The organism is Arthrobacter sp. 05L44 (assembly GCF_056397605.1).
On record NZ_JBFTNS010000001.1, the window covers coordinates 506454 to 528459 of the forward strand.

Below are 22006 nucleotides of genomic sequence, written 5' to 3' on the forward strand. Positions count from 1 at the left end.
TTCCAGAAGTCGAGTAGCCAATGCCATTGCAGGGCCAATAATCGCCGTGCAAATGTTGTCCCAACGGACCTCCAGGGCACAACAAAGGGGAGTTGCTGGAATTCCGTAAAACTATTCAAAAACTCTGGAAAAGGACTTTTACAATGACTGGTCTCATGGTTTCAATGATCGCATTTGTAGCCGGCGTCAAGGACAGGCTCGAATCGGAAAAAGGCGCGACCGCGACGGAATACTCGCTGCTCGTGGCTTTCATCGCCTTCATCGTCATCGGCGGGGTCACGCTCTTCGGCGCCGCGCTCAACACGTGGTTCGGTCAGCTCGCGACCCACGTCGGCACTTTTGCCCACTAGGCAAGTCGAGCAGGTCTCAGCAACACCCACTGTGCCGCGTCCGTGTTTCGCGGACGCGGCACAGCTCTTAATCCTTCAGCTGCATCTATCCCTGGGGGGATCCAATGAAGCGCAGCATCTGGCCGTCGCGCCGGCTAAGAGCGCAAGACCGTGAGCGGGGGGCCGCCGCCGTCGAGTTCGCCCTGATTGCACCCATCCTCCTCGCCCTGGTTGGCGGGATCATCGAATTTTCGTACTCCTACAATCTGCAGATCTCCGTGACCCAGGCGGCCCGCGAGGCCGCTCGAAGCATGGCCATCTTCAACGATCCGGCCCGTGCACAAGCGGCCGGGGTGGCAGGCGCGCCAGGGCTGAACCCGGCCGGATTCACCTACACGTTTACAGGTGCTTGTCCCGCCGGCGGCACCGGCAACGCACAGGTGTCGGTCGGCTACACCGCCAACTCACTGACAGGAATCTTCGGTGGTTCCGTCACGCTCAACGGAACTGGAGCCATGCGATGCCACGGTTGACGTGCGCCGCGGGGATCCGCCGGGGCCAAGAAGCAGAGCGGGGCGCGGCCGGCATCCTCGTAGCAGTCTTGATGCTTGTGCTCATCGGAGCAGGGGCCTTGGCTGTTGACACCGGCGAGATCTATGCCGAAAAAGCACAACTGCAGAATGCTGCGGACGCGGGCGCTTTGGCGGCAGCTCAACGATGCCACGCGGCAGGAACCTGCACCAACGCCCAGGCGCTCGCCTGGGCCCGCGAACTGGCCGGACCCAATTCCAATGACGGCGCCTCGGCCGTTGATTCGGTGGACGTGTCGGTACCGGGTCAAGTATCCGTAGTTACCTCAACCCTGGGCAGCGACGGGGCAGGCTTCCTGACCAAGATGTTTGCCAGCGTTCTCAACGCGCCACCCGCAACCGTCCGGACTGGTGCCACTGCCGCCTGGGCACCGTTGAGCAGCGGTTCCGGATTCCCGCTCGCGATCTCCAACAGCTGCTTCAACCTCTCCACAGCCGTAGCAACCGGAGAGGTCCAGAAGATCTCCTACAAACCGGGCGGCACCTGCACAGGGCCATCCGGAACTCAAATCCCGGGCGGGTGGGGATGGCTCGATCGCAGCTCTCCATGCGTCGCGGTAACCGCCACCGGCAACAACCGTGTGGGGTCCGATCCCGGCAACAACCCCCCGACAGACTGTGACGCCGTCCTTGCCGGGTGGATCTCCACCATCCTCGCCGGCGGCGACGTCAAAGTCGCTTTTCCCGTCTTCGACAACGCTGGCGGCCAGGGGCAGAACGGTTACTTCCACGTGATCGGCTATGCCACTTTCAAGATGTGGGGGTGGAAATTCGGCAACAACCACAACTACGAATTCAAAAACACGGCAGGCGATCCGAACATGACGAGCTCCCTGGCCTGCAGCGGCGGTAACAACCGGTGCATTATCGGCCAATTCGTGAAGTTCGAAACAATTAACTCGACGGGAGAGGCTTCTGGCGGCAGCACCGACTTGGGAACCGTGGATATAAAACTCATCAAATAAGCAATTTCTAAGGAGTTACGATGAAAACACGCCTGCTGGGGGGCATCGCCGCATTGTTAGTGGCAATTATCGGAACCGTGCTGCTGGTCTCTTATGTACAGAATGCTGACAAACGGGCATTGGCCGGCACGGAAACAGAATCGATCTACGTAGTGCAAAAAGCTATTCCGGCCGGAACCGCCGCAGACCAACTGTCGGCGATGGTGACCAAGAAGGACGTTCCGAAGCTGGCACTGGCAGAGAACAGCATTACGGACCTTGCGTCGTTGGGATCCAAGGTCACCGCGGTGACGTTGATGCCGGGAGAGCAACTGCTTTCCAGCCGGATGGTGGACGCGAATGCGTTCCTCGGCCCGGCGCGGGTCCAGGTTCCTTCGGGCATGCAGGAACTGACGCTCAAGCTCCCGATTGAACGCGTTGCCGGCGGGATCCTGAAGGCTGGCGACACAGTGGGGGTCTTCTTGTCCATGGATGTTGCAGCAGCTGGAGGGGACGGGGCTGCTGGCGCCAAAGTGAGCAAAACCCAGCAGACGTTCCACAAGGTCCTGGTCACGGCGGCCCAATTCAGCGACGGGGCCGCCACACAGACCGGCGCATCCGAGACTGCCCCCGGCACCAGCCAGGTCTCGGCAACCTCGACTACCAAGTCACAGGGCGACGGCAGCTACCTCATCACGCTGGCGAGGAACTCCGCCGATGCGGAGCGGATCGTCTTCGCTGCCGAGTTCGGCAAGATCTACCTCTCGAAGGAGCCCGCTGACGCGGTGGCATCCGGTAAGGGCACAGTTGATGCGGCAGGGCTGTTCCGATGAGCCGCTTCGTACTGATCACCCCGAACTCGGATTTCGAGCGGCTGGTCAAGCTGGCAGTAGGCGGAATGCACGGCGAACTCCACGTCTTCAAGGCGGACTATCTGCCTGAAGGCCCGGCGGACATTCTCCGCCAGATGGTCGGAGACCCGCCTGAGGTCCTCATCCTGGGTCCCGGCGTTCCCGTCGCCGACTCGCTTAAGTTGGCCGCTGTGGTCGACCTCCAGTATCCGGAGATCAGCGTCGTCCTCGCCGTCACGGCCAGCCCGGAGACAGTGGTCCAAGCCATGCGGGCCGGCGTCAGGGACCTGCTGGACCCCGGTGCCGATCCGGAGACAATCAGGGTCATGCTGGAACGGGCCAGCCTTGCCGCCGCCGGACGGCGTCGGGGGCTGGGGCCGCAGGCCACTGAGCACGCGGACCACGGATCCGGACGTGTCATTGCCGTGATGTCGCCAAAGGGCGGCGTCGGCAAGACAACGGTGGCCACCAACATCGCCGTCGGCCTCGGGAAAACCGCCCCCATGAGCGTCGTGATTGTTGACCTCGACCTGCAGTTCGGGGATGTGGCCAGCGGGCTGCTGCTCGAGCCGGAGTTCACAGTCACGGATGCCGTGATGGGAGCCGCCAGCCAGGACTCCATGGTGCTCAAGACCTATCTCACCGTTCATCCGGCCGGCATCTACGCTCTCTGTGCCCCACGGACCCCGGTGGAGATGGACCGCATCAGCGCAGCCCACGTTTCGCATCTGCTCGAACAGTTGCGGCAGGAGTTCCGCTACATCGTCGTGGACACGGCGCCGGGGTTAGGCGAGCACGTCCTTGCCACCCTGGAACAGGCCACGGACGCCGTGTGGATCTGCGGAATGGACGTTCCGAGCATCCGGGGGATGCGCACCGGGTTCCGGATCCTCGACGAGCTGAACCTGGTGCCGGCACACCGCCACATTGTGCTCAACATGGCCGACCGTCGGGCCGGGCTGTCCCTCAAGGACGTTGAGGCTACCGTCGGCGCGCCTGTGGACGTGGTCCTGCCGCGATCCCGGACCCTCCCGTTCTCCACCAACAAAGGAATCCCCTTGCTTCAGGACGGCAGCCGGGACGCTGCCCTCAAGGGTCTCCGTCAGCTGGTTGACCGCTTCAAGCCGGAGTGGGACGCCAGGCCCCACAAGCAACTGCACCGAAGGGCGGTAGTCCAGTGAGCCTCACAGACCGATTCCAGCAAATGCGGGGCGGTTCGTTGCCCGCCGCACCGGAGGGAAAGCCGGCCGCCGTCGACGTTTTCGCCAAGCAGGAGCAGCCGGCCACCCTTGGCCGGATCCTCGAGGCAAAGACCGCGGCGGAGTCCCAGTCCGGTCTCCCGGACCTGCAGCAGACCGCCACCGTGGCGAGTGAAGCCCTGAACGCCCTCAAGGAACGCGCCAGCCAGGCGCTCTTTGAACGGCTCGGTTCCCGGATCACGGACTCGTCGATCGATGAGTCTGAACTCCAAAAGTCAGTCAAGGACGAGCTGAAGGCGGTGGTGGACGAGGAGCAGATCCCGCTCACCACGGTCGAGCGACAGCGCCTGATCCGGGAAATCATCGATGACGTTCTGGGCCATGGACCCATCCAGAGGTACCTCGATGATCCAACGGTGACCGAGGTCATGGTCAACCGCTTCGATCAGATCTACGTCGAGCGCCAGGGCCAGCTTTACCTGACCGACTCAAAGTTCACCTCGGACGATGCTCTGCGTCGGGTCATCGAAAGGATCGTCACCAACGTGGGGCGCCGGATCGATGAATCATCTCCGCTGGTGGACGCGAGGCTTTCGGACGGATCCCGCGTCAACGCCATCATTCCGCCCCTGGCCGTCAACGGGCCGGCCCTGACCATCCGGAAGTTCGGCCGCGATCCCCTGACCGTCCATGACCTGATCTCGATGGGCAGCCTGTCCCCGGAAATGGCGGAGCTGCTGCAGGCCTGCGTGGTCGCGCGCCTGAACATCATCGTCTCCGGCGGAACGGGCACCGGCAAGACCACGCTCCTGAATGTCCTCTCGTCCTTCATCCCCCGGGCGGACCGGATCGTCACCATCGAAGATGCCGTGGAGCTCCAACTCCAGCAGGACCACGTGGTCCGGTTGGAAAGCCGGCCCCAAAACATCGAGGGCAAGGGCGAGATCTCCATCCGGGACCTGGTCCGCAACTCGCTGCGTATGCGGCCAGACCGGATCGTGGTCGGCGAGGTCCGCGGCGGCGAGTGCCTGGACATGCTGCAGGCCATGAACACCGGCCACGACGGCTCCATCTCCACCGTCCACGCGAACTCCCCCAGGGATGCGATGGCCAGACTCGAGACGCTGGTGCTGATGGCCGGCATGGACCTCCCGCTGCGGGCAATCCGCGAGCAGGTTGCCTCGGCTGTGAACCTGATTGTGCACATCTCCCGGCTCCGCGACGGGTCCCGGCGCGTCACGCACATCACCGAGGTTCAGGGCATGGAGGGCGACGTCGTTACCCTCCAGGATGCTTTCGTCTTCGACTATTCCGCCGGTATTGACGCCAGCGGCAAGTTCCTCGGCAGGCCCATGCCTACCGGAGTCCGTCCGCGGTTCACCGATCGCTTCGCCGAACTCGGGATACAAATTTCGCCGGCCGTGTTTGGCGCCACACCGGTCAGGGGGCGGTAACAATGCCGGACCAATCCCCTCTCATCTTTGTAGCCGGGCTCCTTCTCATCTACGGCGCCCTGGCCGTCCTGGTCTCCGTGGCCTTCAAGTCCCGGTCCGTGCCGCTGAGCAGGCGCCGCCCGGACGGGACAGCTATCCATGCCTCCGGGCTGACCAAACTGACGGACCAGGCCGTGCACTCGCTGAATCATGGACTGCCCAGCCGCGGCTCGGGACTGCTCAGCCGGGAGAAGCTCGACAGCGCCGGACTCAAGAAGCAGCCTGGCGACTATCTGGTGATGGCGGGTGCGGTCACTTTCGTTTCGGTGGTGTTGGGGTTCCTACTGTCAGGCCCGCTTTTCGCAGCACTGATGCTGGTCCTGGCGCCGGTTGGCCTCATCCTGTTTCTCAACGTCCTGGTCTCCCGGCGGCGCAAGAAGTTCGACGAACAGGTCCCCGATTCGCTGCAAATGCTCGCTGGCGGCTTGCGCGCCGGACACAGCCTGCTGCGCTCGGTGGATGCAGCCGCTGAGGAGAACGAGGCCCCCATGAAGGAGGAACTCAACCGTGTGGTGAATGAGACCCGGATCGGCCGGGACCTGGGCGAATCACTCGGGGAGGTGGCCAGGCGCACTGCCAATGACGACTTCGCCTCGATTACCCGCGCGATCGAGATCCACCGGGAAGTGGGCGGGGACCTCGCCCAGGTCCTGGACAACGTGGGCGAAACCATTCGTGACCGCAACCAGCTCCGGGGCCAGGTCAAGGCGCTCAGCGCAGAAGGCCGGATCTCCGCCATGGTCCTGATCGCGCTTCCGGTGGTCATGTTCGTCGGGTTGACGCTTTTCAATCCGATGTATTCGAGAGTCTTCCTCACCACGTTTCCCGGCTTTCTCATGATCCTCGCGGCCGTGGTCCTGCTCGTCGTCGGCGGCTTTTGGCTGAGCCGGCTTATCAAACCCAAGTTCTGAGACGAAGGGGGAGAACAATGCAAACTGTTGCCTACGCAGCCATCCTGGCCGTCGTCGCCCCGATCTCGATAATGACGTGGCTGGCCTTCACCGGAGACAGGGCCGGGCTGCGCAACATCCAGTCCAATCTTGGCCGGGGACCGCAGGCCTCCGGATCAATGCTGTCCGCCACTGGAGAGTTCGCGGCGTTCAGCCGACGGATCACTCCGAAGGGGTACACGGCCTGGCTGGACAAACAACTCGCCGGAGCCGGCCGACCTAAAGAATGGCCACTTGGCCGCCTCATCATGATCAAGCCGCTACTTGCCCTAGCCGGGGCTGTCGCGGGTATCTTGCTGGTCGCTGGAAGTCCCACGGCCATCAGCTTCGTCCTCCTGGCGGGGATCACGGCGCTTGCGTACTTTGTGCCTGACATACTGGTCCGGAACCACGCCCAAAAGCGGCGCGAAGCCATCAAGCTGGAACTGCCGGACGCCCTGGACCAGATGCTCATCTCGGTGCAGGCCGGCCTTGGTTTTGAAACGGCCATGGCCAGGGCCGGCCAAAACGGCAAGGGACCGCTCGCTGATGAGTTGATTCGGACGCTCCAGGACATCCAGGTTGGCCGCTCCCGGAAGGACGCTTACCTTGCGATGGCCCAGCGCGTGGACGTGCCGGACCTCCGGTCCTTCGTCCGCGCCGTAGTCCAGGCCGATGCTTATGGCATCGCCATCGCCCAGGTGCTGCACTCACAGGCGAAGGACATGCGGGTCAAGAGGCGCCAGCGGGCGGAGGAACACGCCCTGAAGATGCCCGTGAAGATGCTCTTCCCGCTCATTTTTTCGATCCTGCCCGCCCTGTTCATCGTGGTGTTGGGACCCACAATCATGAGCATCATGGATGTTTTCGCCAAGAGGTAAGCCCCAGCGGCCGCGAACCGGCCGCCCACAGACCGGACCCCCCTTAGAACCCAGAGCTGAGGGGGGTCCTTCCTTGTGGCTGGGCTTCCGTGGTCCCCAGCGCAGGATAAGTGCAGGGAATGGGCAGGAAATGGGCAGTTTGGGAAGTGTTGGCACAGGATGTTCCAAACTCGGATCAACGGCGTGTCGGCGGTTGCTAAGTTCCTTTCAGTGCTGGTGCAGGGCCAGCCGCCCAACTCGCTCAGGAGTCACCAATGCGTTCCTACCTCTCCAACATCGCTTCCCGCCTTCGCCGCGACCAGCGCGGCGCCACCGCCGTCGAATACGGCATCATGGTCTCCCTCATCGCCGTCGTCATCATCGTCGCCGTGACGCTGCTCGGCGGCACTTTGCACGACACGTTCACCAAGGTCCAGTGCGACATCGCGGGCGCGCCGCACGCCTACACGGCTAGCACCCCGGCCGGCAGCGCTACCTGCTCGTAGCACCGCCACGATCCACGAGTCAGGGTTGGGGTAGGCTCCGGTCTTTCCCAACCCTGACTGCGTTCAGGCGCCAGCCAACAGTCAGCAAGGAAGGCGGTCCCCCCATGTCCAAGACAAGCGAGCGGGGCGCCGTCGCCGTGGAATTCGCCCTTCTGGCCCCCATCCTGGTCATGCTGCTGCTGGGGATCATGGAATTCGGCCGCGCGTACAACGTGCAGATCTCACTCTCCAACGCTGCCCGTGAGGGCGCACGGGTGATGGCCGTCAACTACTCAACGCCAACAGCCGCGACGACCGCCAAAGCCGCTGCGGTGAGTGCCGCGAGCGTTCTGAAGCCGAGCCTGACCAACGACAAGATTTTTTTCTCGTATCAGACGACGCCGGCCTCGACTCCCGCGCCAACCGCCTGCGCCGCCAACGTCCAAGTCACCGTGACCATCAACTACAACCTGTCCACAATGACGGGCATTGCCGGACCATTTTCGATGAAGGGCGTAGGGACGATGCAATGCGGCGGATAGCAGTTCCGGACGACACGGAACGTGGCGGGATCGCTGTTGTGGTCGCCCTCCTTATGGTGGTTCTCCTTGGATTCGCGGCCATCTCCATCGACGTCGCTCGACTCTATGCCGAGCGTGGCCAATTGCAGAACGGGGCCGATTCGGTAGCCCTGATGCTGGGCCAAAAATGTGCCAAGAATCCGAATGATCCGGACTGCTCCGACACTCTGACCTCGCCTCTGGTTCTCGCCCGGACGCTTGCCAACGCCAACGCCGTTGACGGACAGAGCAACGTCAAAGCCATCGTCTTGGACAGGACGAATCGCCAAGCCACGGTCACCACGAGCGCCAAGGACAGTGGGGGCACCCTCAATTCGGTACCGGACGTTTTTGCCCGCGCACTAGGCTTCTCGAACTCGGAGGTCACAGCTACTGCCAATGTCCAGTGGGGGACTCCGTCCAAGGGCACCGTCATCGTCCCTTTAGCCATCGCCGAGTGCAAATTCTCCCCAGACCCCTCCTTCGTGCAGGTCCTCAATATGAGCGCAGGCGGATGCTCAGGAATCCCCGGGGGTTTTGGATGGATTACCGACCCGAATGCCGCCGATTCTGCGTGCAGCGTCGTGATCAGTGCTGGCGCCGCGAATGATCCAGGCATCTGGTTCAGTAGCGACACCGGCGCCTCCCGACCTTCCGTCTGTTCCCCTGCGGACATCAGCGCTTTGAACGACCAGACCGTCCTTCTCCCGCTCTACGCCGTGGCCACGGGCAACGGGTCAGGCGGCAAGTACTACATCAAGGGCTTCGCGGCCTTTCACGTCACCGGCTACCGCTTTGCGAGTGACACATGGAATTCGAGCGGGCTGGCCAACAAGTCCCTCCGCGGATACTTCGTGAAATTCGTTTCCCTCTCGCAAGCCCTAGAACTCGGAAGTACCCCCGGCTACGGGGCCTCCGTTGTCCGTCTCACCATTGGAGTGCCCTAACAGTGAAGTCACGCGTATTGGCAGGAGTGGCCGCAGTGGTGCTGGCCATCGTCGGTGCCGTCCTCGTCGTCAGCTATGCCCAGGGCGCCGACTCGCGGGCCGTCCAGAATCTGGACCCGGTCAGCGTTCTGGTGGTGCAAAAGGCCGTCCCGGCCGGCACCCCCGTTTCGTCGCTCTCAGCGTTCGTCACTGCCCAGGAACTTCCTGGCAAAGCCGTCTCGAAATCGGCACTCCCGAATCTCGACGGCCAGGCCGGCAAGGTCACCGCTGTCGATCTGCTGCCGGGCGAGCAACTCGTCTCCGAGCGCCTGGTTCAGCCCCAGGACCTGAAAACCAGCGGGTCGGTGCAAATCCCCAAGGGACTCCAGGAAGTGTCCTTCCAGTTGGAACCCCAGCGGGTTGTCGGCGGACGACTTGCAGCTGGCGACCACGTTGGCATCTTCATCAATCTGAAGGACGGCGGCCTGGAGGCAAAGCCCGACAAGCAGACCACCCAGTTGACCGTCCATAAAGCCCTCGTGACCGCGGTGCAGCGTGCACCGTCAGCCACGCCCACCCCGCAGCCGTCAGCAAGCGGATCCGCGGCTCCGGGTGAAGACACCACGCTCCCTGTGGGCTCACTGATCATTACCGTGGCCGTCAACGATGTGGATGCCACGAAGATTGTCTACGCCTCGAATTTCACGGAAGTGGCGAGCATCTGGCTGAGCCGGGAACCGCTCGACGCCACAGACAGCGGCCGTCCCGGAATTGTCACCCGACCGGAGGTCTACAAGTGAGCCGCTTCGTTCTGATCACCCCCAACACCGACTTCGATGCGCGGGTCCGCCAGGCCGTTGCCGGCGGTTTGCCGGGCGGCGTCCAGACCTTCGCGTTCGTCAACCCGGCCAATCCCGGTGAACTCTTCGCCAACCTCAACCAGGAGCGCCCCGAGGTCCTCATCCTCGGCCCCGATGTTCCGATCGAGGACGCGCTGCGGCTCGCCACGGTGTTCGATGTCCAACTGCCGGAACTGAGCGTGATTCTGGTCGCCGAGGCCGACCCGGAGTTTGTGCTGCTCGCCATGCGCGCCGGGATCCGCGACATCCTCAGCCCCGCAGCGGACCCGGCCCAGATCCGGGTGCTGTTGGAACGCGCCTGCCAGTCTTATGCCAGCCGGACGCGGGGCACTGCAGTCCAGCAGCCGGACAGCAAGCCCAAGGGCCTCGTGATCGGTGTGTTCTCCCCCAAAGGCGGCGTCGGAAAGACCACCATCGCCACCAATATCGCCATCGGGCTGGGGCAAGTCGCGCCGATGGGGGTTGTGATCGTGGACCTGGACCTGCAGTTCGGCGATGTGGCCTCCGGCTTGTACCTGAATCCGGAACACACCGTCACCGATGCCGTCTCGGCGTCGGCCAGTCAGGACTCCCTGGTCCTCAAGGCCTTCCTCACGGTCCACCCCAGCAGCATCTACGCCCTGTGCGCTCCCCGGACCCCGGTGGAAGCTGACGACATCACCCCGCAGCAGGTCAGCCGGCTGATCGAGCAGCTCGCGCAGCAGTTCCAGTACGTCGTTGTCGACACCGCCCCGGGCCTGCCCGAAGTGGGACTCGCCGCCATGGAGCAATGCACCGACGTCGTCTGGGTCAGCGCCATGGACGTTCCCAGCATCCGTGGGCTCCGTTCGGGCCTGGGCATCCTGCGGCGCCTGGACCTGCTGCCGGAAACCCGCCACGTGGTCCTGAACATGGCCGACTCCAAGTCCGGTCTCAGCGTCCAGGACGTCGAGGCCACCATCGGTGCGCCGGTGGATGTGAGCATCCCGCGGTCCAAAGCCGTGGCGTACTCGACCAACCGCGGGATTCCGGTGCTGCAGGACGGGCGGAAGGACCCCGCGGTGAAAGGGCTGCGCCAGCTGGTGACCCGCTTCGATCCCGCCTGGCGGGCCACCGCGCAGAAGAAGCTGCACCGACGGGTGGTTGTCCAGTGAAACTCTCCGAGCGCCTCTCCGCTGCGGAAGCGGGACCGCAGTCCCGGCCGGCAACGCCGCCGCAGGCACCCTCCACCCCCTCCCCGTCCCCCACTCCTGCCGCCGGCTCAATCCGCAGGGAACCGTCACGGGCCGAGCCCTCGCGCCTGGCCGCGGCGGCCGCGGCGGCAGCTGCGGTATCCACGGAGCATCACGATCCGGCGCGAACCAAGGGCCAGCAGCCCGTGGACGCCTTCGCCGCGCTCAAGGAACGCGCTGCCACCGCCCTGTTCGAACGGATGGGAACCCGCTTCAACGATTCCGCGGTCACAGAAGACGAGCTCCGAGCCACCGCGCGCGACGAACTGATCCGGATCATCGACGCCGAACAGGTCCCGCTGTCCGGCGAGGAACGTACCCGGCTGGTCCGGGACGTCGCGGACGACGTGCTGGGCTACGGCCCGCTTCAGCGTCTCCTGGACGACCCCGCGGTTACCGAGATCATGGTCAACCGAATGGACCAGATCTACGTCGAGCGCAAAGGCCAGCTGACCCTGACCGATTCACGCTTCAGCTCCGAAGACCACCTCCGGAAAGTGATCGAACGCATCGTCTCCAAGGTTGGCCGGCGGATCGATGAGTCGTCGCCGCTGGTAGATGCCCGCCTCGAGGACGGTTCACGCGTCAACGCGGTCATCCCGCCCCTGGCCGTGGGCGGTTCCTCGCTGACCATCCGAAAGTTCAGCAAGGTTCCCCTCACGGTGCGCAACCTGATCGATTTCGGCACCCTCACCCCAGAGATGGCGGAGCTGCTGAACGCCTGTGTTCGGGCCAAACTGAACATCATCGTCTCCGGAGGCACCGGCACAGGAAAGACCACCCTGCTCAATGTCCTCTCCTCCTTCCTGCCGCACGACGAGCGGATCGTCACCATCGAGGACGCCGTCGAACTCCAGATCCAGCAGGAACACGTGGTGCGCCTCGAAAGCCGGCCGCCCAACACCGAAGGCAAGGGCGAGGTCACCATCCGCGACCTTCTGCGCAACTCGCTGCGTATGCGGCCGGACCGGATTGTGGTGGGCGAGGTCCGCGGCGGCGAATCCCTCGACATGCTCCAGGCGATGAACACCGGCCACGACGGTTCCCTCTCCACCGTGCACTCCAACTCGCCGCGCGACGCCGTCGCCCGCCTCGAAACGCTCGTGCTGATGGCCGGAATGGACCTGCCCCTGCGTGCCATCCGCGAGCAGATCGCCTCGGCGGTAAACCTGATCGTCCAGATCTCCCGGTTGCGGGACGGCACCCGCCGCATCACGCATGTGACCGAGGTCCAGGGCATGGAGGGGGACATCGTGACCCTCCAGGACGCTTTTGTGTTCGACTACTCCGCCGGAGTGGACGTTCACGGCCGGTTCCTCGGCAAGCCGGTGGCCACCGGGATCCGGCCCCGCTTCATCGACCGCTTCGAGGACCTCGGAATCTTCGTCTCCCCCGGCGTCTTCGCGGCGCCGCTCGCTCCGGCCGGGAAAGGGTGAGCGTTTCATGGCACTGACAGTCGGCGCACTCTTGCTGGCCGCTGCCCTCCTGCTGCTGGCCGTGGCGATCCTGTCGCCGGGAACCGCACGCGTCCCGCTGGACCGGAGGCGGCCCGTCGCGGCCGCGCAGGATTCCTCGCTGAGCCGCTTCGCAGGGTCCGCGGTCAGCATGGCCGATGGCTTCTTCGCCCAGCGTAAAGTCCGGCTCTTCAACCGGGATGCCCTGGAACAAGCCGGGCTGAGGATGGGCCAGGGCGATTTTTACGTGCTCCTGGCCGTCGGCGCCTTCGTGGCGGCCCTGGCCGGCTTCGTCGTCGGCGGTCTCCTGCTTGCCTTCCTGCTGGTCCTCCTTGCCCCGCTCGCCGGCCATCTGGTCCTCACGGTCCTGACCGGGAAACGCCGCGCCAAATTTGATGACCAGCTCAGCGACACCCTGCAGCTGCTGGCCGGCGGCCTGCGGGCCGGGCACAGCATCCTGCGCGCCATCGACGCCGCAGGCAGCGAATCCCAGAGCCCCACCGCCGAGGAGATGCGCCGGGTCATCACCGAAACCTCCCTGGGCCGCGACCTGCTGGCCTCCCTCAGCGACACAGCGGACCGGATGCGGAATGAAGACTTCGTCTGGATCGCGCAGGCCATCCAGATCAACCGCGAGGTTGGCGGCAACCTCGCCGAGGTGCTGGACCAGGTGAACGAAACCATCCGCGAGCGCAGCGAGATCAAGGGCCACATCAAGTCCCTCGCGGCCGAGGGCAAGTTCTCCGCGTACATCCTGATGGCCATGCCGGTGGGCATTGTGCTCATGCTGATGCTGGTCAACCCCGGGTACATGAACGTGATGTTCACCAACCCGCTGGGCTGGGGCATGATCGCGGCTTCCGTGATCCTGATGACGATCGGTGGTCTGTGGATGCGCAAGATCATCGACCTGAAGTTCTGAGGCGAGCATGAGTCCCCTCGTCCTGCTGGCCCTCCTGCTGATCTGCCTTCCGCTGGCCTACCTGGTGTGGTCGCTGCTGTCTGTGGACCGGAAGTCCCAGCGCGCCATCCGGCAGATGCTCGTCCAGGATGCCGGCCCCGCCGAAACCAGCGCCCCGCAGCACAAAGCCCTGCTGGAGCGCCTCGGCTACCGGCTGACGCCCCCGGCCTATATCCGGAAGCTGGACCGGCTGCTGTCCCTCGCCGGCCGCCCGGCCTCGCTCCCCCTCGGCCGGGTGCTCGCCGCCAAGCCGCTGCTGGGACTGGTCGGTGCGCTCCTGGGCCTGTGGCTGGCCAGCACCCCCGCGCCACTGCTGAAGCTGGTGGGCCTGTTCGTGATGCTCCTTGGCTACTTCATTCCGGACCTTCTCCTCTACAGCAAGGGCCAGGAGCGGCAGAAGATCATGCAGCTCGAACTGGCGAACACCCTGGACCAGATGCTGATCTCGGTCGAGGCCGGACTGGGGTTTGAAGGCGCCATGGCCCGCGCCGGAGAGAACGGCAAGGGCCCGCTGGCCGAGGAACTGGTCCGCACCCTGCAGGACATGCAGGTGGGCCGCAGCCGGCGGGAGTCCTACCAGGCCCTCGCGGCCCGGACAAACATCCCGGAGCTCCGCAGCTTCGTCCAGGCAGTCGTGCAGGCGGACACGTGCGGAATCGCCATCAGCCGGGTGCTCCGGATCCAGGCCAAGGTGATGCGGGTCAAGCGCCGCCAGCGGGCCGAGGAGAAGGCCATGAAGTTGCCGGTGACCATCCTGTTTCCCCTGCTGTTCTTCATCTTCCCGGTCCTTTTTATCGCAATTTTGGGACCCGCCGTGATCAACGCTATCCAGACATTCAGTGGCCACTGAGGACCGGACAAGGATAGCCGCAAGGTTTCCGCAGGATACCCGGCCGCCGGCGGCGTCGGTCCCGGACAGCGGGTACCGTAGTGGCATGTCCCTTTTAGCTGCTGGCCCCGACGACGGAATTGTGGGCACTCCGCTGTCCGCCGACGCCCCCGCCGCCGCCGGCGCAGGGCTGACGCTCCCCCAAGCCGGCGTCGCGCCGCTGGTGGACCCGGCCGCGCTGCAGGATCTGAGCGAGCAGTTGAACAGCACCGCCGTGGCCCAGGGCTTCGCCCGGGACTACGCCGAAATGTGGGACCAGCGGTATGACTCCCTGGCCGGGGCCCTGGACCGCCGGGACCAGGCGGCCGCGCTTGATGCCGTACTGAGCCTCAAGACGTCCTCGTCAATGGTCGGCGGCCTCCGGCTGGCCGAACTCGCCGGCCGGCTTGAAGCGGCCATCCGGGCCGGAAACCTTCAGTACGCCGAGTCCCTCCTGGGCGACGTTGCCGCGCGCGGCAGCGAAACCGTGGACGAACTGCAGTACAGCTACATCCACCAGGAACGCTAGGCGCGAAGTGGCGCCAGCCGGTAGCCGACGCCGCGCACCGTCTGGAGCCAGCGCGGATGTACCGGGTCCTCCCCCAGTTTGCGCCGCAGGTTGCCGATGTGCACCTCAACGGCACGCTCGTCGGATTCGCTGATGTACGCATCGGTCCGGTAATACTCGCCCCGCACCACCCGCACCAGCTCCGCCTTGGACTTCACGGCTCCGGCGCCGCGGAGGAGTGCGTGCAGGAGGTCGAACTCGCTGCGGGTCAGGGCCAGCGGCTCACCGTCGACGGCCACCGAGCGGGTGTCCGGATTCAGGGCAACACCGTTGTGCCGGAGGACCGTGTCGATCACAGCAGCAGGGGTGCCGGCCTGCGCCCCGGTCAGGGCGCCCTGGGTGTTGGTCCGCGGGCGGCGCATCATCGCCGCCACCCGGGCGCGGAGTTCGCGGGGACGGAAAGGCTTGGTCAAAAAGTCGTCGGCCCCGGTGTGCAGGGCCGTCAGGGTATCCAGCTCATCAGTGCGGGCGGTCAGCATGACGATATAGGCGTCGCTGAATTGCCGGATCCGCCGCAGCACCTCAAAGCCGTCGATGTCCGGCAGGCCCACGTCCAGCGTGACGACGCTGGCTTCCCGGCGCCGGACGACGTCGACTCCCTCTCGGCCCTCGCCGGCCGAATGCACCTCAAAGCCGGCCTGCCGGAGCACCGCTTCCACCAGGTTGCGAACGTCCGCATCGTCCTCAACAACGACGGCCACCCCAAGGTCAGTCATGCCACCCTCACAATCGATGCTGTCCCAAGGGACACGGTTTGCGCACTTATTGCCACCATACCGATCGGCGGCAGGGATTCCAGTCCGCGGCGCAGAAATAGGGCAACAAAAATCCGACTAGTGTCAAGCAGCTATGACAGCCATGTAAACTCCAGATGCGAGGAAGGGGCGCCTGTCATTGGATAACCAACGGTTGTTTCGTGGCCCAAACCTGTCCCGTCCCTTCGGGGATCTGAAACCCCGATCGCGGGTCGTGGCCAGCCAGCTGCCGCTCACGGCGCTCCTGGCCGCCGGCTTGGCTGCTGCACCCGCCGCGTGGGCGCTGCACCTGGCCACCGGCTGGGGCCAGGCGGCACTGGCCATCCATGCCGTCGTAGCACTGGCCTGCATCACGGTCCCGTGGCATCGGCTTCCGGCCCTCGCTCCGCTGGCCATTCCCGTGGTGGACCTGGCCGCCATAGGCTTCAGCCGGGCAGCGGCTGCCGATGAACTCCCGGGCCTGGGTGTCCTGTCGGTCCTGCCCATCGTCTGGATCTCCGCCTCACGGCTCTCCCCCGCCGTCGCATTGCCCCTCAGTTTCCTCGGCCCACTGGCAGCCGGCCTGCCCTGGCTCTTCGCCGCGGCAGCCGAGGACCGTGCGGGCCGGATTGCCACAGTGGTGCTCCTGGCACTGATGACCCTGTCCGTTGGGCTGGCCATGCAATACGCCAAGGCCCAACTGCGGCGCCAGCAGCGCAAGGTGTTGGCCAAGGAGGCCGAGCTCCAGGCCCTGCTCACTCAAAGCCGCGAACGCGAAGGGCTGCTGAACACCATCCTGGATACGGTCGACGTCGGCATTGTGGCCGTCGGTGCCGACGGCCGGCGGTTGCTGACCAACAGCTGGCAGGCCCGGCTGGAGGCCTCCGCGGTGCCCGGCGGCCACCCCGGACCGCCCGGACCGGCCGACCCCGCAGATCCCGATTGGGACGACCGGCTCCTGCTGGCCGGACCGGACCAGTCCACGCCCCTGCCGCCGCACCGGCGCCCGCTCCGCAGGGCCCTTGACGGCGAATCCTTCGCGGACCACCTGGTCTGCTTCGGGGAAGCCCCCGGGAGCCGGGTGGTGTCCACGGGTGCCCGGCCGCTGCAGAACGACGACGGCGACTTCCGCGGCGCCGTCGTCGTGTACAACGAGGTCACGGGCCTGGTCAACGCCCTCGCCGCGAAGGAGGACGTCGTCGCCACCGTCTCGCACGAGTTCCGGACACCCTTAACCTCGATCATCGGCAATCTGGACCTGGTCCTGGGAGACGAACTGCCGCCGCCGGTCCTCCGCCGGATCGAAGTGGCGCAGCGCAATGCCGAACGGCTGCTGTCGCTCGTCTCGGACCTCCTGATGTCCGCCAGCTCGGCGGTCCACATCCATCCCCGCAGGACCGACCTCGCCGGCCTGGTGGAGGCCAGCCTCGGCTCCGCGCAGGCGCATGCGCACGCGTCCCGGGTAACGCTGGCCATGGACGTGCCCGCGCCGTTGTGGGCGAACGTGGACCCGCTGCGGATCAGCCAGGCGCTGGACAACCTCGTCTCCAACGCGATCAAGTATTCGCCCGACGGTGGAGAGGTGACAGTCTCTGCCCGGGCGGAAGACGGACGGGTGCTCCTTGCGGTCGAGGACAGCGGGATCGGCATGACGGCGGCCGACGCAGAGAAGGTCTTTACCCGATTCTTCCGGAGCCCGGCGGTGCGGGAGGGCGCGATCCCCGGGGCCGGGCTCGGCCTGTCCATCACCAAGGCCATCGTGGAGGGCCACGGCGGGTCCATTACGTGCAGCACGCTCCCCGGGCACGGGAGCACCTTCACCATGGAACTGCCGGCCGAGGGCACACCCCGTCCGTTCTAGCGGTCCCTAGCTGCGGCGGGCGCGCGTCAGCTCGGCCCGTGCCAGCAATCCGCTGGCCGACGGGTACGCCACTTCTTCAAGGACCAGCGGGTGCGGGGCGGCCAGCACTGACCGGGCATCACGCTGCCGGGCAATGAGCCGCTCGTACAGCCATTCCGGCCGTTCCGCCCCGGCCCCAACCACCAGAGCCGAGCCCACCAGTGACCGGACCATGTTGTGGCAGAACGCGTCCGCCTGCACCGTGACCACTATGACCCCGTCGGTGCCCCTCGCAAACTCAAACCGCTGCAGTTCCCGGATGGTGGTGGAACCCTCCCGCGGCTTGCAGTACGACCGGAAGTCCTGCAGCCCCAGCAACCGGGAGGCGCCGTCGTTGAGGAGGCCGGTATCCAGCTGCTCCTTGTGCCACAACGTCGCATGCCGGCCCAGCGGGTCCCACAATGCGGGCCCGTCGGCGATCCGATAGCTGTAGCGCCGCCACAGGGCCGAGAAGCGTGCGTCGAAGCCTTCAGGAGCCACCGCCGCCCGGTGCACCTCGATCGACCCGCTGAGATCGCCCAGGCCCCGGCTGAGAGCACCCCTCAGCCGCCGGAGGAGCGCGACGGCGGGGTCCAGTTCCGCGCCGCGGCTCAGGCTGCGCCACTCGGTCTCGGCCAGGTCCAGGTGCACCACCTGCCCCCTAGCGTGCACGCCGGCGTCGGTCCGGCCGGCTACGGTGACCCGGACCGGGCGGCGGATCAGGAGGGCCAGCGCCTCCTCCAGGACGCCTTGCACCGTGAGGCGCCCGGGCTGCAGCGCCCACCCGCTGAAGGGGCCGCCGTCGTAGGACAAGTCCAGCCGGATACGCAAAAACCCGCCGCCCCCCAATACGGGGGCAGCGGGTTTGAGCTCGTTCATAGACCTAAGTCTACTGTGGCGCGGGAGCCAGACTACTCAGCTTCGACAGCCTGTGCAGCCTCGCCGCCGGCCGGCGCGAAGCCTGCAGCCTGGGCCGACTCAGCGGAGTCGAACCAAACTTCAGCGGTCGTGGCGTCGTACCAGCGCGAACCCGGAACGTGGAACTTCATCGAGTCCTCGTTGCCCTTGACCTCGAAGCCCTCGGGGGCAGCGCCGTCAGCGGTAGCAGGCTTGGAGCCCGCGTACTTGGCTTCGGCAGCTTCGGTCTCGGCAACTTCAGTCTCAGCGGGAGCTTCCTCGGCGGCCGGAGCAGCCTTGGTTGCAGCCTGGGTAGCCTCGGCTACGACGGCCTGCTTGGCGGAAACCGGCTCGAGAACCAGTTCGATGACAGCCATGGGAGCGTTGTCGCCCTTGCGGTTGCCGATCTTGGTGATGCGGGTGTAGCCGCCATCGCGGTTCTCCACTGCCTGTGCAATGTCGGTGAACAGCTCGTGGACGACGCCCTTGTTGCTGATCAGGCCGAGCACACGACGGCGGGAAGCCAGGTCGCCACGCTTGGCGAAAGTCACCAGGCGCTCGGCGTACGGCTTCAGTCGCTTGGCCTTGGTCACCGTGGTGGTGATCCGCTTGTGCTCGAACAGTGCGGCTGCCAGGTTCGCGAGCATCAGACGCTCGTGAGCCGGGCCGCCTCCGAGGCGCGGACCCTTAGTGGGGGTAGGCATAACTATTTCTCCTCATATGGAAGCCGGCGGGCTGTGCACGCTGCGGTGCGTCCAGCCTGCTGGCCAAGATCTGTTTTAGAGCTCGTCGTCGCTGAAAGCGGCGTCGTCCTCTTCGATGGCTGCGGCGCGGGCTGCGAGGTCAAAACCGGGAGGGGAATCCTTGAGGGACAGACCCAGTTCAACGAGCTTCGCCTTGACCTCATCGATGGACTTCGCACCGAAGTTGCGGATGTCCATCAGGTCAGCCTCGGAGCGGGCAACGAGTTCACCCACGGTGTGGATGCCCTCACGCTTGAGGCAGTTGTAGGAACGGACGGTGAGGTCCAGATCCTCGATCGGCAGTGCCATGTCAGCTGCCAGGGCAGCGTCCGTCGGCGACGGGCCAATCTCGATACCTTCAGCTGCCGTGTTCAGCTCGCGGGCCAGACCGAACAGTTCCACCAGGGTGGTACCGGCCGAARCAACCGCATCGCGCGGGGCGATGGCCTGCTTGGTCTCGACGTCGACAATGAGCTTGTCGAAGTCGGTGCGCTGCTCAACACGGGTGGCTTCCACGCGGAAAGTAACCTTCAGCACCGGCGAGTAGATCGAGTCGACCGGGATGCGGCCGATCTCGGAGTCGCCGGACTTGTTCTGAGCTGCCGAAACGTAGCCACGGCCGCGTTCGATGGTCAGTTCGAGTTCGAACTTGCCCTTCGAGTTCAGCGTGGCGATGTGCAGATCCGGGTTGTGGAATTCGACGCCGGCCGGCGGAGCGATGTCCGCGGCGGTGACGACTCCCGGGCCCTGCTTGCGCAGGTAGGCAACAACCGGCTCGTCGTGCTCGGAGGAGACCGACAGGTTCTTGATGTTCAGGATGATCTCGGTGACATCTTCCTTGACACCCGGAACCGTGGTGAACTCGTGCAGCACGCCATCGATCCGGATGCTCGTGACAGAGGCACCGGGGATGGAGGAGAGCAGGGTACGGCGGAGGGAGTTTCCGAGGGTGTAACCGAAGCCCGGTTCCAGCGGTTCAATGATGAAACGGGAACGGTTATCGGAGACGACCTCTTCGGAGAGGGTGGGGCGCTGTGCAATGAGCACTTAGGTTTCCTTTCGGCGAGCATCCGCTATATGACGCAACACAGGTGGTGGAAAGATCGGTCTGGAGACTTAACGCGGCTGGGCTTGCCCGGACCGGCAAGGTCCGGGCAAGCTCCGGTTAGGTCTTAGACGCGGCGGCGCTTCGGGGGGCGGCAGCCGTTGTGCGCGCTGGGGGTTACATCCTGGATGGATCCAACCTCGAGGCCAGCGGCCTGCAGCGAACGGATGGCCGTCTCGCGTCCGGAGCCCGGACCCTTGACGAATACGTCGACCTTGCGCATGCCGTGCTCCTGCGCACGCTTTGCGGCGGCTTCGGCGGCCATCTGGGCGGCGAACGGAGTGGACTTGCGGGAGCCCTTGAAGCCAACTTCACCGGACGAGGCCCAGGAGATGACGGCACCGCTCGGATCCGTGATGGAAACGATGGTGTTGTTAAAGGTGCTCTTGATGTGCGCCTGGCCCAGCGCGATATTCTTCTTGTCCTTCTTACGCGGCTTGCGAACCGCGCCACGAGTCTTCGGGGGCATTTTTTCTCCTACAGAAAGTTATTGGGGAAGTCCGTTTAAGGGGCCCACACTTGCCGGGTTCCTTGAAATCGCGCCAGCGATTTTAGGGAGCAAGTGGGGATTAACGGGTCTTCTTCTTGCCGGCGACGGTACGCTTCGGGCCCTTGCGGGTACGGGCGTTGGTCTTCGTACGCTGACCGCGTACGGGCAGGCCCTTGCGGTGACGCAGGCCTTCGTAGCTGCCGATCTCGACCTTGCGGCGGATGTCAGCGGCTACCTCGCGGCGAAGGTCACCCTCAACCTTGTAGTTGCCTTCAATGTAGTCACGCAGCTGGACCAGCTCGGCGTCGGTCAGGTCCTTGACCCGAACGTCAGCGCTGATGCCGGTGGCAGCCAGGGTTTCGTGTGCACGGGTCTTGCCCACGCCGTAGATGTAAGTAAGCGCAATTTCCAGCCGCTTTTCGCGGGGAATGTCTACGCCAGCGAGACGAGCCATAGTGGCAGTGCTCCTTGAATAAACCGGAGGTCGTAGGCAGTACACCCGTAGAATCCGTACGGCCCCAGCCTCCGACCGGGGGTTAGCTGTCCGGACTCGTTAGTGCTCAATGTCCCAGATCAGCTTGTGCTGCCTTTTTATTTACTTGCGTGGGTTAGCAACCCAGGGATTTCCGGTGAGGGAAATTAGCCCTGGCGCTGCTTGTGGCGCGGGTTCTCGCAGATCACCATGACCCGGCCATTACGGCGGATCACTTTGCACTTTTCGCAGATCTGCTTGACGCTCGGCTTGACCTTCATGGCGTTCCTTTGCGTGTTGCAGTTGGTCAGCTGGAACGGCCCTTGGCTGTTGCCTCGGCCGCCCAGTGTTTATTTGTAGCGGTAGACGATACGACCACGTGTCAGGTCGTAAGGGCTCAGCTCCACCACTACCCGGTCCTCAGGGAGAATCCTGATGTAGTGCTGGCGCATCTTTCCAGAGATGTGTGCCAGAACGATGTGCTTGTTGGTGAGCTCAACGCGAAACATCGCGTTAGGCAGCGCCTCAGTCACAACGCCCTCGATCTCAATGACCCCGTCCTTCTTGGCCATACCCTCCGCTAACTGTTGTTGCCGCA

General features: G+C 64.9%; 26 protein-coding genes. 18 read left to right on the top strand and 8 right to left on the bottom strand.

Features of this window, described 5'->3' with window-relative positions:
* The first annotated feature begins 155 nt into the window (after nucleotides 1-155).
* From AC1DHY_RS02275 to AC1DHY_RS02355, 17 genes are all read left to right on the top strand, one after another.
* Nucleotides 156-350 (top strand): Flp family type IVb pilin, encoded by a 195-nt coding sequence (locus tag AC1DHY_RS02275; protein ID WP_476877919.1) that lies wholly within the window; start codon nucleotides 156-158, stop codon nucleotides 348-350.
* Nucleotides 351-454: 104 nt separating this feature from the next.
* Nucleotides 455-862, top strand: a complete 408-nt coding sequence (locus tag AC1DHY_RS02280; protein ID WP_476877920.1) for a TadE/TadG family type IV pilus assembly protein — start codon at nucleotides 455-457, stop codon at nucleotides 860-862.
* Nucleotides 850-1884: a pilus assembly protein TadG-related protein gene (locus AC1DHY_RS02285; protein WP_476877921.1), complete on the top strand. Its 1035-nt coding sequence runs from the start codon at nucleotides 850-852 to the stop codon at nucleotides 1882-1884. The genes AC1DHY_RS02280 and AC1DHY_RS02285 overlap by 13 nt, the downstream gene beginning before the upstream one ends.
* Before the next feature lie 20 nt (nucleotides 1885-1904).
* On the top strand, nucleotides 1905-2696 hold the full coding sequence (gene cpaB / locus AC1DHY_RS02290; protein ID WP_476877922.1) for a Flp pilus assembly protein CpaB: 792 nt from the start codon (nucleotides 1905-1907) through the stop codon (nucleotides 2694-2696).
* A complete protein-coding gene (locus AC1DHY_RS02295) occupies nucleotides 2693-3895 on the top strand; it encodes a CpaE/TadZ family protein (protein ID WP_476903101.1) in 1203 nt (400 codons plus the stop codon). The genes cpaB (AC1DHY_RS02290) and AC1DHY_RS02295 overlap by 4 nt, the downstream gene beginning before the upstream one ends.
* Nucleotides 3892-5367 (top strand): CpaF family protein, encoded by a 1476-nt coding sequence (locus tag AC1DHY_RS02300; RefSeq protein ID WP_476903102.1) that lies wholly within the window; start codon nucleotides 3892-3894, stop codon nucleotides 5365-5367. Before AC1DHY_RS02295 ends, AC1DHY_RS02300 begins: the two co-directional genes overlap by 4 nt.
* A 2-nt stretch (nucleotides 5368-5369) precedes the next feature.
* Complete coding sequence (locus AC1DHY_RS02305; RefSeq protein WP_476877925.1) at nucleotides 5370-6317, top strand: type II secretion system F family protein; 948 nt, start codon at nucleotides 5370-5372, stop codon at nucleotides 6315-6317.
* Nucleotides 6318-6334: 17 nt separating this feature from the next.
* Nucleotides 6335-7216, top strand: coding sequence for a type II secretion system F family protein (locus AC1DHY_RS02310; RefSeq protein ID WP_476877926.1), 882 nt, complete (start codon nucleotides 6335-6337; stop codon nucleotides 7214-7216).
* A gap of 254 nt (nucleotides 7217-7470) precedes the next feature.
* Complete coding sequence (locus tag AC1DHY_RS02315) at nucleotides 7471-7701, top strand: Flp family type IVb pilin (protein ID WP_476877927.1); 231 nt, start codon at nucleotides 7471-7473, stop codon at nucleotides 7699-7701.
* Between the two features lie 104 nt (nucleotides 7702-7805).
* On the top strand, nucleotides 7806-8222 hold the full coding sequence (locus tag AC1DHY_RS02320) for a TadE/TadG family type IV pilus assembly protein (RefSeq protein ID WP_476877928.1): 417 nt from the start codon (nucleotides 7806-7808) through the stop codon (nucleotides 8220-8222).
* Nucleotides 8210-9187 carry a pilus assembly protein TadG-related protein gene (locus tag AC1DHY_RS02325; RefSeq protein WP_476877929.1) on the top strand — a complete coding sequence of 326 codons (978 nt, stop codon included), beginning with the start codon at nucleotides 8210-8212 and terminating at the stop codon, nucleotides 9185-9187. The genes AC1DHY_RS02320 and AC1DHY_RS02325 overlap by 13 nt, the downstream gene beginning before the upstream one ends.
* Before the next feature lie 2 nt (nucleotides 9188-9189).
* Nucleotides 9190-9966: a Flp pilus assembly protein CpaB gene (gene cpaB / locus AC1DHY_RS02330; RefSeq protein ID WP_476903103.1), complete on the top strand. Its 777-nt coding sequence runs from the start codon at nucleotides 9190-9192 to the stop codon at nucleotides 9964-9966.
* Nucleotides 9963-11159, top strand: a complete 1197-nt coding sequence (locus AC1DHY_RS02335) for a CpaE/TadZ family protein (protein ID WP_476903104.1) — start codon at nucleotides 9963-9965, stop codon at nucleotides 11157-11159. The genes cpaB (AC1DHY_RS02330) and AC1DHY_RS02335 overlap by 4 nt, the downstream gene beginning before the upstream one ends.
* The gene (locus AC1DHY_RS02340; RefSeq protein WP_476877932.1) at nucleotides 11156-12673 is read left to right on the top strand and encodes a CpaF family protein; all 1518 of its coding nucleotides are present in this window, start codon (nucleotides 11156-11158) and stop codon (nucleotides 12671-12673) included. Before AC1DHY_RS02335 ends, AC1DHY_RS02340 begins: the two co-directional genes overlap by 4 nt.
* 7 nt (nucleotides 12674-12680) lie before the next feature.
* The gene (locus AC1DHY_RS02345; RefSeq protein ID WP_476903105.1) at nucleotides 12681-13613 is read left to right on the top strand and encodes a type II secretion system F family protein; all 933 of its coding nucleotides are present in this window, start codon (nucleotides 12681-12683) and stop codon (nucleotides 13611-13613) included.
* Nucleotides 13614-13620: 7 nt separating this feature from the next.
* Nucleotides 13621-14502, top strand: a complete 882-nt coding sequence (locus AC1DHY_RS02350; RefSeq protein WP_476877934.1) for a type II secretion system F family protein — start codon at nucleotides 13621-13623, stop codon at nucleotides 14500-14502.
* An 85-nt stretch (nucleotides 14503-14587) separates the two neighbouring features.
* A complete protein-coding gene (locus AC1DHY_RS02355) occupies nucleotides 14588-15049 on the top strand; it encodes an Hpt domain-containing protein (protein WP_476877935.1) in 462 nt (153 codons plus the stop codon).
* Here AC1DHY_RS02355 and AC1DHY_RS02360 read toward each other — a convergent pair.
* Complete coding sequence (locus AC1DHY_RS02360) at nucleotides 15046-15804, bottom strand: response regulator transcription factor (protein WP_476877936.1); 759 nt, start codon at nucleotides 15802-15804, stop codon at nucleotides 15046-15048. The two genes, AC1DHY_RS02355 and AC1DHY_RS02360, sit on opposite strands and share 4 nt — an antisense overlap.
* 253 nt (nucleotides 15805-16057) lie before the next feature.
* Here AC1DHY_RS02360 and AC1DHY_RS02365 point away from each other — a divergent pair, with 253 nt between their 5' ends.
* Complete coding sequence (locus AC1DHY_RS02365; RefSeq protein WP_476903106.1) at nucleotides 16058-17683, top strand: sensor histidine kinase; 1626 nt, start codon at nucleotides 16058-16060, stop codon at nucleotides 17681-17683.
* A 6-nt stretch (nucleotides 17684-17689) separates the two neighbouring features.
* On the opposite strand, the gene AC1DHY_RS02370 is transcribed toward AC1DHY_RS02365, so the two are convergent.
* The 7 genes from AC1DHY_RS02370 to infA all read right to left on the bottom strand — a co-directional run bounded on the left by AC1DHY_RS02370 (nucleotide 17690) and on the right by infA (nucleotide 21980).
* Complete coding sequence (locus AC1DHY_RS02370) at nucleotides 17690-18580, bottom strand: tRNA pseudouridine synthase A (protein WP_476877938.1); 891 nt, start codon at nucleotides 18578-18580, stop codon at nucleotides 17690-17692.
* Between the two features lie 32 nt (nucleotides 18581-18612).
* Nucleotides 18613-19302, bottom strand: coding sequence for a 50S ribosomal protein L17, sunset domain variant (rplQ, locus tag AC1DHY_RS02375; RefSeq protein ID WP_476877939.1), 690 nt, complete (start codon nucleotides 19300-19302; stop codon nucleotides 18613-18615).
* A gap of 75 nt (nucleotides 19303-19377) precedes the next feature.
* Nucleotides 19378-20388, bottom strand: a complete 1011-nt coding sequence (locus AC1DHY_RS02380; RefSeq protein WP_476903107.1) for a DNA-directed RNA polymerase subunit alpha — start codon at nucleotides 20386-20388, stop codon at nucleotides 19378-19380.
* A gap of 125 nt (nucleotides 20389-20513) precedes the next feature.
* Nucleotides 20514-20915 (bottom strand): 30S ribosomal protein S11, encoded by a 402-nt coding sequence (gene rpsK, locus AC1DHY_RS02385; RefSeq protein ID WP_066436904.1) that lies wholly within the window; start codon nucleotides 20913-20915, stop codon nucleotides 20514-20516.
* Nucleotides 20916-21015: 100 nt separating this feature from the next.
* Complete coding sequence (gene rpsM / locus AC1DHY_RS02390) at nucleotides 21016-21390, bottom strand: 30S ribosomal protein S13 (protein WP_476877940.1); 375 nt, start codon at nucleotides 21388-21390, stop codon at nucleotides 21016-21018.
* Between the two features lie 185 nt (nucleotides 21391-21575).
* Entirely contained in the window at nucleotides 21576-21689 is a 114-nt protein-coding gene (gene rpmJ / locus AC1DHY_RS02395; RefSeq protein ID WP_009358722.1) for a 50S ribosomal protein L36, read from the bottom strand.
* 69 nt (nucleotides 21690-21758) lie between these two features.
* Entirely contained in the window at nucleotides 21759-21980 is a 222-nt protein-coding gene (infA, locus tag AC1DHY_RS02400) for a translation initiation factor IF-1 (protein WP_009358723.1), read from the bottom strand.
* Nucleotides 21981-22006: the final 26 nt, after the last annotated feature.

What these genes read in the sequence shown, in the direction of transcription:
- AC1DHY_RS02275 (WP_476877919.1), top strand. Translation starts at nt 156, where the DNA reads ATGGTTTCAATGATCGCATTTGTAGCCGGCGTCAAGGACAGGCTCGAA.
- AC1DHY_RS02280 (WP_476877920.1), top strand. Translation starts at nt 455, where the DNA reads ATGAAGCGCAGCATCTGGCCGTCGCGCCGGCTAAGAGCGCAAGACCGT.
- AC1DHY_RS02285 (WP_476877921.1), top strand. Translation starts at nt 850, where the DNA reads ATGCCACGGTTGACGTGCGCCGCGGGGATCCGCCGGGGCCAAGAAGCA.
- cpaB (WP_476877922.1), top strand. Translation starts at nt 1,905, where the DNA reads ATGAAAACACGCCTGCTGGGGGGCATCGCCGCATTGTTAGTGGCAATT.
- AC1DHY_RS02295 (WP_476903101.1), top strand. Translation starts at nt 2,693, where the DNA reads ATGAGCCGCTTCGTACTGATCACCCCGAACTCGGATTTCGAGCGGCTG.
- AC1DHY_RS02305 (WP_476877925.1), top strand. Translation starts at nt 5,370, where the DNA reads ATGCCGGACCAATCCCCTCTCATCTTTGTAGCCGGGCTCCTTCTCATC.
- AC1DHY_RS02310 (WP_476877926.1), top strand. Translation starts at nt 6,335, where the DNA reads ATGCAAACTGTTGCCTACGCAGCCATCCTGGCCGTCGTCGCCCCGATC.
- AC1DHY_RS02315 (WP_476877927.1), top strand. Translation starts at nt 7,471, where the DNA reads ATGCGTTCCTACCTCTCCAACATCGCTTCCCGCCTTCGCCGCGACCAG.
- AC1DHY_RS02320 (WP_476877928.1), top strand. Translation starts at nt 7,806, where the DNA reads ATGTCCAAGACAAGCGAGCGGGGCGCCGTCGCCGTGGAATTCGCCCTT.
- AC1DHY_RS02325 (WP_476877929.1), top strand. Translation starts at nt 8,210, where the DNA reads ATGCGGCGGATAGCAGTTCCGGACGACACGGAACGTGGCGGGATCGCT.
- AC1DHY_RS02345 (WP_476903105.1), top strand. Translation starts at nt 12,681, where the DNA reads ATGGCACTGACAGTCGGCGCACTCTTGCTGGCCGCTGCCCTCCTGCTG.
- AC1DHY_RS02350 (WP_476877934.1), top strand. Translation starts at nt 13,621, where the DNA reads ATGAGTCCCCTCGTCCTGCTGGCCCTCCTGCTGATCTGCCTTCCGCTG.
- AC1DHY_RS02355 (WP_476877935.1), top strand. Translation starts at nt 14,588, where the DNA reads ATGTCCCTTTTAGCTGCTGGCCCCGACGACGGAATTGTGGGCACTCCG.
- AC1DHY_RS02360 (WP_476877936.1), bottom strand. Translation starts at nt 15,804, where the DNA reads ATGACTGACCTTGGGGTGGCCGTCGTTGTTGAGGACGATGCGGACGTT.
- AC1DHY_RS02370 (WP_476877938.1), bottom strand. Translation starts at nt 18,580, where the DNA reads ATGAACGAGCTCAAACCCGCTGCCCCCGTATTGGGGGGCGGCGGGTTT.
- rplQ (WP_476877939.1), bottom strand. Translation starts at nt 19,302, where the DNA reads ATGCCTACCCCCACTAAGGGTCCGCGCCTCGGAGGCGGCCCGGCTCAC.
- rpsK (WP_066436904.1), bottom strand. Translation starts at nt 20,915, where the DNA reads ATGCCCCCGAAGACTCGTGGCGCGGTTCGCAAGCCGCGTAAGAAGGAC.
- rpsM (WP_476877940.1), bottom strand. Translation starts at nt 21,390, where the DNA reads ATGGCTCGTCTCGCTGGCGTAGACATTCCCCGCGAAAAGCGGCTGGAA.
- rpmJ (WP_009358722.1), bottom strand. Translation starts at nt 21,689, where the DNA reads ATGAAGGTCAAGCCGAGCGTCAAGCAGATCTGCGAAAAGTGCAAAGTG.
- infA (WP_009358723.1), bottom strand. Translation starts at nt 21,980, where the DNA reads ATGGCCAAGAAGGACGGGGTCATTGAGATCGAGGGCGTTGTGACTGAG.